The following is a 12,117-nucleotide window of genomic DNA, read 5'->3' on the forward strand; positions in this document are numbered from 1 at the left end:
TTAAAACTGAAAGTAAATAAATTCTTGCTCATTTCTGCTATACCAAAAAATAATAAAAAGAAGTAAATAGTAAAATGCATAACGGTAAGGTTTTTTCCATTTTAAACCCATATGTTCCAAAGCATATAAACTCTCTCTTCCTTTCCATTCAATAACTAGGAAAAAAATAAGTAAAAGAAATATATACGTAGGTCTAATTTCTGGTATGGTAAATAATGACTTACTTGCAATGTTAGAAAGATAAGACCAAGCATGAGTGATATTTTCGGCTCTAAAAAACACCCAAGCTAGAGTGGTTAAACCAAAAGTTATTAATATTTTAAAACTTTCTTGTAGTGTTGGTAGAATGGCGCCTTTGGCTACAATGTCTATATGATGTCTGTTTTTATTTGATAATAAAAGGGGTAAAAAATAGAGGGCATTTAAAGCTCCCCAAACAATAAATGTCCAATTAGCTCCATGCCAGAAGCCACTGACTAGAAATATGATAAAGACGTTTCTAATGACTTTAGTTTTAGAGCCCCGAGAACCACCTAAAGGAATGTACAGATAATCTCTAAACCAGGTAGAAAGCGATATGTGCCATCTACGCCAGAATTCTGCCATATCTCTTGAGAAATAAGGGAAGGCAAAATTTTGTTTTAAATTAAAACCAAACAATCTTGAAGTTCCAATAGCAATATCTGAATACCCAGAAAAATCTCCATAAATTTGAAAAGCAAAAAATACAGCACCTAATACTAGGGTGCTACCAGAATAGGTGTCAGAATTATTAAAAATAATATTAGCAAATTCGGCACAATTATCGGCAATCACCACTTTTTTAAACAAGCCCCATAGTATTTGGCGCAGACCATCAACAGCTTTGTTATATTCAAAACGTCTACGCTTATAAAATTGAGGTAATAAATTGGTAGCTCTTTCTATTGGTCCAGCAACTAATTGAGGAAAGAAACTAACAAAAGCAGCAAAGGCAATAAAGTCTTTAGTAGGCTCTAATTTTTTTCTATACACATCCATGCTATAACTTAAGGTTTGAAATGTATAGAAGCTTATACCAACGGGTAATATAATATTTAATGAACGTGCATTTATTTCGGTTCCAAAAAACGAAAAGGCTGTAATAAAATTATCTAAAAAGAAGTTATAGTATTTAAAGAATCCTAAAAATCCAAGGTTTACTAAAATACTAATCCAGAGTAAGGCTTTTCTTTTTTTCTTATTCTGTTGTTCAGACATTTTTAGTCCAACAAGGTAATCAATGATGGTGCTAAATAGAATTAAACTAAGAAACCTCCAGTCCCACCAGCCATAGAAAACATAACTAGCAAGGACAATAAGTATATTTTGAGTTTTAATTTGTTTATTAAAAACAAACCAGTATAGAATAAAAACAATGGGTAGAAAAATAGCAAAATCTAGAGAATTAAAAAGCATAAATAATGGTATGGAATTTTATGTTTCTTTTGCTAATCTAATACAAAAATGTTAAATAGATAATGTTCTATTAAATTCTTAGTTAGCATAGATTATTTTAAATTTACGGTTTATGCTTACATTTTGCTATAATTAGCACAATATATTAACCATTTATGAAGAATCAATTCTATGCATTAACTAAAAACTGGTCGCGTCATGGTGCTTTTTCAGGTTACGAACGTCTTTTAGATTTTATTAATGTGCCCTTTAACATAGGAAAACAATATTTTTTGCCCTACCGGTTTATTCAGTTTTTTGCAAGCAAAACGCAATTAAAAAATTATAAAAGCGACACAGTTATTAAAGAGTGGCAGTTCTTATTTAAGATTTTTAAGAAAAAAAACATTCATGTTCTGTATGGAGATATGGATTATTATTATTTACATAACATAAAAAAATTCCCATTTAATTTAAAGAAAAACAAGCTAATAGCCACCTTTCATCATCCACCATATGAACTAGACAAAAGAATGGGATATCAACGAAAGGAAGTGTTAGGTGCCTTAGACAAGATAATTGTTATGGGTTCTAACCAAATAAGCTACTTACAACAATACACACAAGCAGAAATTAAGTTTATACCACATGGGATAAATACCCAGTATTTTAGATATGATGAACAACAAGTAAGAAAGAATCAAATTTTATTGATAGGTGTCTCTCATAGAGATCATGTTAGAAACTTAGCAATAATTGAAGAAGTAAACAAGCAGATTTTAACAAGTTTCCTTGTTTTAATAACTCCTGAAAACAAGCACATTTATGCCTCAATAAAAAATGTTGAAGTGATAACCAATAAGGTGTCTGATTCCGAATTATTATCTTATTATCAAGAATCAAAAGGTTTGTTGCTATCTTTAATAGATTGTACGGCGTCAAATTCTATATTAGAGGCTTTAGCTTGTGGTTGTCCATTAATAACTAATAAGGTTGGAGCAGTAACAGATTATATACCACGTGAGAGTGGTATTCCTGTTTTTAAAACTGAAGATTTACAGGCGTCTTCTGCTTACATTGTGAGACTTTTGCAAGATGATGAGTTTCTTGAATCCATAAGTAAAAAACAAAGAGCCTTAGCAATAAAATATGATTGGAAAGTTATTGCTAAAACAACAGAAGATTTTATCTTGTCCTAAATTTGAAATGTAGATATGTGTGGATTTTTAGGTGAAGTATCTCCAAAATTATTAAAGGAAAATAGTTTTAAAGAGCTCTTGGATTTGAGTAAACAACGTGGCCCCGACCAACAAGGAGTTTGGAAAGATGCCAACTGTCAGCTTGGGTTTAACAGGCTTGCTATTCTAGATGTTTCAGAGAATGGCATGCAACCCATTCTAAGTCCATCGGGCAGATTTGCTATGGTATTTAATGGGGAGATCTACAACTACAAAGATTTACAATTAAAACATCAAATTAATGATGATGCGCTAAGATCAACTTCTGATAGTGAAATTCTGGTGCATCTTTTAGAAAAAATACCTATTGATGCATTTGTAGAAGCACTTAATGGCATGTTTGCTATTTCAATTTGGGATACTTTAACTCAAAAACTATATTTAATACGAGATTTTTCTGGAATAAAACCCTTGTATTATGGACTATGTGATAAGGAGATCTTGTTCGCCTCACAATTCGATCAAATTTTTAAACACCCTTCTTTTGAAAATAAGGAATTGAGACCAGACATTATGAAGGAGTTTTTTGGATTAGGCTACATGTCTGCACCTAATACCATTTTTAAGAATATTTATCAAGTAGAGCCTGGCCAATTAATTGTTTGGGATTTAGAATGCATGGATATTATAAGTAAAACCTATTACTGTAAATGGACTGTAGATCCAAAACTTCTTGATTCTATAAAAGAAACCCGTGAAAGATTTTCTAATTGTATGGATAACATTATAAAGCAACAACTTGTTTCTGATGTCCCTTTAGCTACGTTTTTAAGTTCAGGATATGATAGTACTTTAATTACTGCTTATGCCAAAAAATATAAAGCAGATTTAAGGGCATTTACTTTTGGTATTAGTGATACAGTGTTTGATGAATCTGAAGATGCAAAAACATATGCAGAGCACCTAGATGTTACCCATATTGTAGCTAAAACAAATACGAAAGAATTGTTGAAGCATGTAGATGCACATTTTAAAGCTATGCCAGAACCGTTTGGTGATTATAGTTCAGTACCAACATTTTTAACAACAAAAGAAGCGAAAACTCATGCAACAGTTATGTTATCAGGAGATGGAGGTGACGAATTGTTTTGGGGTTACCCTAGATTTAGAAAATCTTTAAATCAAAGTCATTGGTTTAAATATCCATTATGGATGCGTAAAATAATGGTGCCATTTGCAAAAAAAAGAAATAAAAAACTATCTTCAGCTTTAACAATTACTAAGTCATTTTCAGATTGGATCTTAAATAAACAAACACACTTTACAGAACTTGATTTCTTTATGCCTAATTATAATTTTTCAAAGGAATTATTAAGGATATATACTTATAAAGGAAAACTTAATAAAGCCAATGTGTTGCAATATTTAAGAAAAAATGAATTTTTTGCGCATATGCAACGTACCCTAAGAAAAGTAGATTTAACAAGTATGGCAAATAGTTTAGAAGTAAGAGTGCCTTTTTTAGATAAGAACATGCTGCAATTTAGCCAAACAGTCTTATCTGAGTTTACAATTACACATGATAGACCTAAACTTATTTTAAAAGACGATTTATATCAAATGATTCCAATTGAAAAAGTTGTTAAACAAAAAAAAGGATTTTCAGTACCAATAGAAGAGTGGTTAAAAAATGATTTAAAAAATGATTTTATTAAAACGGTTATAGAAACACCTTTTTATGGAGAAACATATATCAATCAAGACTACTTAAAATCAGTTGTTAATGGCTTTTATAGTCAAACAAAAAAAGTAGATCCTTGGGGGCTTTGGCACTTGTACGCTTGGCAAAAATGGGCTATTAATAATAAATTAGTATAGTATGGGCTTAAGCATCATCACGCCACATTTCGATAATTTTGAAGGACTTAAAAATATTTATAAGCTATTAATAGGTCAGACTTTAGATACATGGGAATGGATTATTGTTGATGATAATTCTAGTGAACATCAAGTAAATAAAATTAAATTATTTTTTAAAGAGGTATCAGATTCAAGAATAAAATTACAATTTCAAATAAAAAAAACCAATGCTTCGGTATGTAGGAATTTAGGGCTATCAATAAGTAGCTTTAATCATTTGGTGTTTTTGGATTCAGACGATAGTATTTCAATAGATTTTGTAAAAAACAGAGATATTGATGTGTTAGACTTTGTAGTGTTTAATAATATGGTAGTAGTTAATGAAAATGGAGAGCACATACTTTCCAAACCTAAAACCACTAAGTATCTAGACGCTTTTCTTAATGCCAATTTTCTATGGCAAACCACATCAGTGTTATGGCAAAAATCATTTTTATTAAAAATTGGAGCTTTTAATACAGAACTTAAAAGATTGCAAGATGTTGAATTAGTTATAAGAGCCTTATCAAGTAGTAACTATTTTCAAGTTAAGGATAATTTAATTGATTTTTATTATCATGTGAAGCCAATAAGAGACAGGAATAACTTTGTAGCACCTGTATGTACATCAGTCTCTTATTTTATTAATAAGCTAATTGATTTTGATAATTTAACTAACACTCAGAAGCATTTAATAAGATCATATTATTTTATGTGTGTTAAGTACTTGGAGAGATCCAATAATCGAACTCAAGTAAAATATGTAAAACCTGTTCTAAAGATGTTTTATAAAAAGCACTATTTCAGCTTTAGGTTGTATATAATAGCTTGGATACTTTTATATTTGTTCCAGTTTAATTGCTTATCAAACAGGATGTTTTTAAAATTGAATCGCTATTTTTTTAAAACAGAAATGAATACTTAATGTCAAAAAAAATAAGAATATTATTTACAATACCCAATTTTAATACGGCTGGAAGTGGTAGAGTTCTTTATGATTTAGCAAAAGGATTAGATAAAAATGTGTTTGACGTATTAATTGTTTGTAAGCATGATAGAGGTTTTTTTTTCAAAGAAATTAAGGCGCTTAATTTACCTGTTTATTTGATGGATACGACCTTTCAATTAAGGCCATATTACAAGTTGTTTTCTAGAATAAAACCTTTTAAAAAATTTTTAAAAGAACAGTCTATTGATATTGTTCACTCATGGCATTGGAGTAGTGATTGGACTGAGGTGTTGGCTACTAGATGGGCAGGGAGTAAATTTGTTTACACTAAAAAAGCGATGAGCTGGGGCCATATACACTGGAAGTTACGTAGTTTTTTAAGTCATTTTATTATTACAGTTAATACAGATATGGATGAATTTTTTCCATATAAAATACAAAAAAAATTAATCCCATTTGGGTTAGATACATCGCATTATCATCCAGATTTATTTCCAAAAACAGAAAACGCATTATTTTTTAAAATAATTACTGTAGCCAACTTAGTGCCAGTTAAAGGCATTGAAACCCTAATAGAAGCAATAAAAAAAACAAATAAAACTGACATATATTTAGAAGTTATTGGAGATAAGCAAACAAAATATGCAGCTTATTTAGAACAGCTAGTAATGAATTTGGGCTTAGAAAATCAAATTACTTTTTTGGGGAAACAGTCCGATGTTAGACCTTTTTTAGCTCAAGCCGACCTTTATATTATTTCTAGCAAAAAAGAAGGAATGCCTATGGCATTAGTTGAGGCCATGTCTATGCAAACGCCTGTTTTAGGAAGTGATATTTCAGGAATAAATTATGTATTAAAAGATTTTAATAGTTTGTTATTTGAATCTGAAAATATAGAGCAATTAAGCCAAAAAATTCTTGAGATGTATTCCAAATCCTCAATAGAGAGGAATGTAATAGGTAAAGAGCTTAGGCATTATTGTATAAAACAATTTTCATTACATGCTTTTATCAAATCGCATGAAAACTTATATTTAAAACTTGCAGAATAATAAAAATACATATAAACTAACTACTGACATAATTCCAATAGCTCAAAGCTTTGTTGGTGAAAAGAAAACACTTGATAAAGAGGCTATTTGTTTTTTTGCTGCCACTGGTTTTTTTTTAGATCAAGACAGCTATTATACTGAACAAAAAGCTCTAAAGCCTGCTTGTAATTATTTAATTGATAAAGATTCACAAACGGTATTATCAGAAACCCCATATTTTAATTGGCATTATAAGCCTCTTGAAAGATCCTTTGAAAAAATAGTAGATGAATTTGCTGTATTATTTGAGCGTATTGTTAAAGAACAATCAGATAACAAACAGGTTATTTTACCATTGTCTGGAGGTTTAGATAGTAGAACTCAAGCAATCGCATTAAAACATTTGGGTATAAAGCCTCATGTATACAGTTATGCCTTTAAAGGAGGGCATGATGAAACTAAATATAGTAAACAAATAGCTTCATTATGTCATTTTCCTTTTGAAGCTTTAGAAATTCCTAACGGTTATTTATGGAACTCAATAGATGCATTAGCCAATATGACTCAATGTTATTCTGAGTTTACACATTCTAGGCAGATGGCTTGTGTGGATAGATATTCTAAAATGGGAGATGTTTTTAGTTTGGGACATTGGGGAGATGTTTTATTTGATGATATGGGAGTTGACGATGATTTATCTATAGAGGGGCAAGTAGATGTTATACTGAAAAAGATTATTAAAAAGGGGGGATTGGAATTGGCACTATCGCTTTGGGATTCTTGGGGGTTAAAAGGAGATTTTAAAATATATTTAAAAACTAGAATTTTAACTTTGTTGCAATCTATTAATATAAAAGACAATGCCAATGCACAGATCCGTGCTTTTAAAAGTTTATATTGGGCTCCTAGGTGGACCAGTATTAACCTAAGGATTTTTGATTCTGTACATCCTATAAGTTTACCATATTACGATAATCGCATGTGTGAATTTATATGTGCCGTACCTGAACGCTATCTGGCTGGAAGACAAATTCAAATAGCATATATTAAAAAGCGTATGCCAGAATTGGCTAAACTAACATGGGAAGCACATCGTCCATTTAACTTATATAACTATTCATATAATAAAATCCCATGGAATTTACCCTATCGTGTTTTAAATAAAATGAAGCGATTGGTTAATAGGGACCCCTTCATTCAACGAAACTGGGAATTACAGTTTTTAGGACAATCAAATGACCAGGCATTAAGAAACTGGTTATTTGATAATACATCTTTTGATGTTTTAGTATCAAGAGATATTAGAGAACAATATTACAAGTTGTTTAAAGAAGAAGATGCTGTTTATTATTCTCATGCTGTAAGTATGTTATTAACGTTATCTGTGTTTTCAACAAAGCAACTTAAGAATTAAAAGGATATTATAATATTTTGAAAAATCAATTAAAGATTGCTATTTATTCTGGGGTAAGTAAAAGTACCACTTTTATTGAAAGGTTAATTGATGGAATAGCAAATCAAAAGATTGAAGTATTGATTTTTGGTAAAAACACTGGAAAGCCTAATCCTTCCAAATATATTAAGTACCATACGTATGGAAATAAAATAAATAAATCTTTGCGTTTGTTTAAGTATACCATACTATTGAGTCTATTTAATAGGAGTGATAAAAAAAAGCTGGATAGGTTTATTGCATCTAATAGAGGGTCTAGATTTATGTTACAATTAAAATATTATCCCGTATTATATTACAAACCAGATATTTTTCATTTACAGTGGGTGAAAAGTCTAGCAGATTGGATTTGGGTTCAAGATTTTGGAATGAAATTAATTGTTAGTTTAAGAGGCACTCATATTACTATAAGTCCAAAAGCTGATAGCGTTTTAGATGAACAATATTTAAAATTATTTCCACAGGTTAATTTGTTTCATGCAGTATCACAATCTATAGCAAAAGAAACAATAAAGTATGGGGTTTCAGAATCGAAAATAAAAGTAGTGAAAAGTGGTTTGCCTCTAGAAGCTTTAAAATATGTGCCAAAAGATTCTGTTAATAAACATTTAAATATAGTATCAATTGGGCGTCCTCATTTTGCTAAAGGATATCAATATGCTCTTGATGCCATGTTCTTATTAAAAAAGAAAAATTTGAATTTTCACTATACCATTATAGGAATTGAGACTGATGAACCATTACTATTTCAGCAAAAAAAATTAGAATTAGAACAACATGTTACTTTTGTTAAACCTTTAGAATTTGAAGCAGTAATAGAAAAATTGAAAACGGCTGATGTTTTATTGTTACCAAGTATTGAAGAAGGTATTGCAAATGTAGTTTTAGAAGCTATGGCTCTAGGGACTTTAGTGATTTCTACAGATTGTGGTGGCATGAATGAAGTTGTAGATCATGCAGAATCAGGTTTTTTAATACCTGTAAGGGATGTTGATGCCATGGCAGATAGAATTTTTGAAGTATCAGAGATGACTCTTGACAGGTATCATGTGATGACCAAAAAGGCAAGGATTAAAATAGAAGAGAATCATTCTGAAAAATATATGATTTCAAGTTTTTTAAATATTTATAGAGATATAGTTAAAGGAATAATATGAAAATAGGCATTGTACTTTCATCTTCCCCTGGTTATTCTGAAACATTTTTTACATCGAAAATTTTAGGATTACAAAATAATGGGCATCATGTTATCCTGTTTTGTCAGGAAGTTTTTCCTGATTTCTCTTTGTGCGACATAGAAAAATTGCCAAGCTCTTCTACAAATAAATTTTATTTACCTTTTAAAGTTATAAAAACTTACTTTAGTTTAATAATACATTTAAAAAAAGTCTATAGATTTTATAGACTTGAGCGTCAAGCTAAAACTTCACTCAAAAATATCCTAAAAAAAATCTATTTAAATGCACCATTTTTAAAATCAAATTTAGATTGGTTACATTTTGGGTTTGGAACTTTAGCATTAGGACGTGAAAATATATCACAAGCCATTGGTTGCAAAATGGCAGTTAGTTTCCGTGGATTTGATATTGGAGTTTATCCGATAAAGCATCCAAATTGTTATGACAGACTATGGGAAGTGGTTGATAAAATTCATGTAATTTCAGATGATATTAAAGAATTACTTTATATGAATGATTATAAGGATCAAGCACCAGTTATTAAAATAACACCTGCCATTGATGTTGAATTTTTTAGAACAGATTTGGATCATTTAATTGAAGCAGAGGAAATTCAAATAATAACAATAGCTAGATTGCATTGGAAAAAGGGTTTGGATTATACCTTGGAAGCTTTAGCGATATTGAAAGAGCAGGGAGTTCCGTTTACTTATACGATTATTGGAGATGGTAATGAATTAGAATATTTAAAATTTACTGTATATCAATTGGGATTAACAGATAATGTTACTTTTACAGGAAAGTTAGCAAAGGAGGAAATAAAAGAAAGATTAGATACCTCTCATTTGTATTTGCAATATAGTGTGCAAGAAGGCTTTTGTAATGCCGTTCTTGAGGCACAATCCATGGGTTTGCTATGTGTGGTAAGTAATGCAGAGGGGTTGGCAGAGAATGTGTTGCACGAAGAAACAGGTTGGATTGTCCCAATGCGACAACCAAAATTGTTAGCTAAAAAAATTGGAGATATATTAAATTTAGAGCATAAAGACAAGGTTGAAATAATTAGTAACGCTAAAAAACGTGTTAAAGAGCAATTTACAATAGAATTTCAAAAAGTAGCTTTTATCACATTTTATAAGGATTTTAAATAACATCATGACATTTTATTACCCTAAAGAGTTTTTTGATAATTCGGCTAGATGGCACATCTTTCCGTTATTAAAGTCATTGCTTAAGGAAGCACAGAATATGACGGAAGACTTTTCTATGTCAGAGTCGTTAGAAAAGGCAGATTTTGTAATTATACCCATGTCTTGGAATTATTATTATAGATGTAATAAAATAGCTCAAGTATTAGAGTATTATAGTCAATTACCTAATAAAAAGCAGGTTATTTCTTTCGTGTTTGGAGATTTTGGAGTTAAAGTTCCTTCAGTCTATAAAGGTTTAGTGTTTAGGGCAAGTGGTTATAAATCAAAATTACCAGAAAACCATGTTGGGTTACCTGTTTTTATAGAAGATCCTTTAAAAAAGCATTACAATCAAGAGATAATATTTAATAAACCTTATTCGAAAGAGGCGATAATAGGTTTTTGTGGTCAAGCTAAAAGTTTAGGTTTACATAACATAGAAGATTATTTAAAATTAGGTCTTAAAAATATGTTATCAATTATTGGCTATGGAAATAGAGATTTAGAGCCATTAATGTCTGCAACTTATTTGCGTTTTCAGATTTTAAAATCTTTAAAAAGATCTAATAATGTTATTTGTAATTTTATTATTAGAAAAAAGTATAGAGCTGGAATTACATTAGAAAAGGACCAGCATAGCTCAACTCAAGAGTTTTATGAAAATATTAATAACTCTGATTATATTTTATGTGTTAGAGGGGCAGGAAATTTCTCGACTCGATTTTACGAGACCCTAGCTATGGGCAGGATACCTGTCTTTGTAAATACAGATTGTTTGTTACCTTTAAGCCACATTATTGATTGGGAAAAACATGTGGTTTGGGTAGAATATAATGAAAGGCATTTAATTGCTGAAAAAATAGCAGGCTTTCATAGTTTACATGATGAGACATCTTTAAATCAACTTTTTTTAAAAAACAGGCAATTGTGGAAAGAACACATACAATTATATTCATTTTTTAATACTTTTTTAAATGCAGATTAAGAAACTTTTAACTGGAATAAAATATAAATTAGTACGAAACGATTATAAATTAATAAACACGAGTTTATGTGGAGTCACATTAAAAACAACTCCTGGAACCATAAGGAATACAGTGGATCAAGATGATGCCTGGTTTTTTTATTTGGCTCAACATAGTTCTGTTATTTTCGATATTGGCTGTAATGTTGGTTATACAGCATTATTAGCACTAATACAGGATCCTAAAAAGCCTTATGTATTAGTGGATCCAAATCCAAAAGCTTTAAATGAAGCTCATTTAAATTTAGTAGGAAATAATTTAGGCTTTAAATCTTTTTATTATTCAGGTTTTGTAAGTAATGAAGAGAATAGTTCCATAAAATTTTACACTATTGGTTCTGGTGCTGCTGGATCAATGCATGCATCTCACGCAAAGTCGGCTGCAGCAACTCAAAGTTTTACTGAAGTAAAGACCGTAACATTAGATTATTTATATTCTTTTTATGAGTTAAAACCCGACCTTATAAAGATTGATGTTGAAGGTGCTGAAACTTTAGTCATGGATGGGGCTCTTAAAGTTGCTAAAGAAACCCAATGTGCTTTTTTTATTGAAATGCACAATGTAAAAGATTTAGGCATGGAACAAGCAGGTCAACATATGATTGATTGGAGCAATAAAGCAAAGTATAAAGTTTGGTATTTAAAAACAGGGGAAGAATTAAAAGAAGCCTCAACAATTAAAAATAGAGGTAAATGTCATTTATTATTGATGCCTGAATCAGTACCTTATCCAGAATATTTGAAAGGAGTATCTCAAAATTCACCATTACCTAAATCACTATAATTTCTTGTTTAGTTT

At 30.2% G+C, this 12,117-nt stretch carries 10 protein-coding genes; 9 read left to right on the plus strand and 1 reads right to left on the minus strand.

Going from position 1 to position 12,117, the window contains the following annotated elements:
* Complete coding sequence (locus ACI5KZ_RS02475; protein ID WP_406846783.1) at window positions 1-1,437, minus strand: MBOAT family O-acyltransferase; 1,437 nt, start codon at window positions 1,435-1,437, stop codon at window positions 1-3.
* A 155-nt stretch (window positions 1,438-1,592) separates the two neighbouring features.
* On the opposite strand from ACI5KZ_RS02475, the gene ACI5KZ_RS02480 reads away from it, so the two are divergent.
* Genes ACI5KZ_RS02480 through ACI5KZ_RS02520 form a run of 9 tightly spaced genes read left to right on the plus strand, consistent with a single transcriptional unit; the run spans window position 1,593 to window position 12,102 of the window.
* The gene (locus ACI5KZ_RS02480; RefSeq protein ID WP_406846784.1) at window positions 1,593-2,615 is read left to right on the plus strand and encodes a glycosyltransferase family 4 protein; all 1,023 of its coding nucleotides are present in this window, start codon (window positions 1,593-1,595) and stop codon (window positions 2,613-2,615) included.
* A gap of 15 nt (window positions 2,616-2,630) precedes the next feature.
* Window positions 2,631-4,472, plus strand: coding sequence for an asparagine synthase (glutamine-hydrolyzing) (asnB, locus tag ACI5KZ_RS02485; RefSeq protein WP_406846785.1), 1,842 nt, complete (start codon window positions 2,631-2,633; stop codon window positions 4,470-4,472).
* Window position 4,473: 1 nt separating this feature from the next.
* The gene (locus tag ACI5KZ_RS02490; protein ID WP_406846786.1) at window positions 4,474-5,418 is read left to right on the plus strand and encodes a glycosyltransferase family A protein; all 945 of its coding nucleotides are present in this window, start codon (window positions 4,474-4,476) and stop codon (window positions 5,416-5,418) included.
* Window positions 5,418-6,494 carry a glycosyltransferase gene (locus ACI5KZ_RS02495; RefSeq protein WP_406846787.1) on the plus strand — a complete coding sequence of 359 codons (1,077 nt, stop codon included), beginning with the start codon at window positions 5,418-5,420 and terminating at the stop codon, window positions 6,492-6,494. Before ACI5KZ_RS02490 ends, ACI5KZ_RS02495 begins: the two co-directional genes overlap by 1 nt.
* A complete protein-coding gene (locus tag ACI5KZ_RS02500) occupies window positions 6,484-7,887 on the plus strand; it encodes an asparagine synthetase B family protein (protein ID WP_406846788.1) in 1,404 nt (467 codons plus the stop codon). Before ACI5KZ_RS02495 ends, ACI5KZ_RS02500 begins: the two co-directional genes overlap by 11 nt.
* Before the next feature lie 17 nt (window positions 7,888-7,904).
* Window positions 7,905-9,083 (plus strand): glycosyltransferase family 4 protein, encoded by a 1,179-nt coding sequence (locus ACI5KZ_RS02505; protein ID WP_406846789.1) that lies wholly within the window; start codon window positions 7,905-7,907, stop codon window positions 9,081-9,083.
* Entirely contained in the window at window positions 9,080-10,255 is a 1,176-nt protein-coding gene (locus ACI5KZ_RS02510; RefSeq protein WP_406846790.1) for a glycosyltransferase, read from the plus strand. Before ACI5KZ_RS02505 ends, ACI5KZ_RS02510 begins: the two co-directional genes overlap by 4 nt.
* Window positions 10,256-10,259: 4 nt before the next feature.
* Window positions 10,260-11,279 carry an exostosin family protein gene (locus ACI5KZ_RS02515; protein WP_406846791.1) on the plus strand — a complete coding sequence of 340 codons (1,020 nt, stop codon included), beginning with the start codon at window positions 10,260-10,262 and terminating at the stop codon, window positions 11,277-11,279.
* The gene (locus ACI5KZ_RS02520; RefSeq protein ID WP_406846792.1) at window positions 11,269-12,102 is read left to right on the plus strand and encodes an FkbM family methyltransferase; all 834 of its coding nucleotides are present in this window, start codon (window positions 11,269-11,271) and stop codon (window positions 12,100-12,102) included. The genes ACI5KZ_RS02515 and ACI5KZ_RS02520 overlap by 11 nt, the downstream gene beginning before the upstream one ends.
* Window positions 12,103-12,117 lie beyond the last annotated feature (15 nt).

The organism is Xanthomarina sp. GH4-25 (assembly GCF_045363175.1).
Taxonomy (GTDB): Bacteria; Bacteroidota; Bacteroidia; order Flavobacteriales; family Flavobacteriaceae; genus Xanthomarina.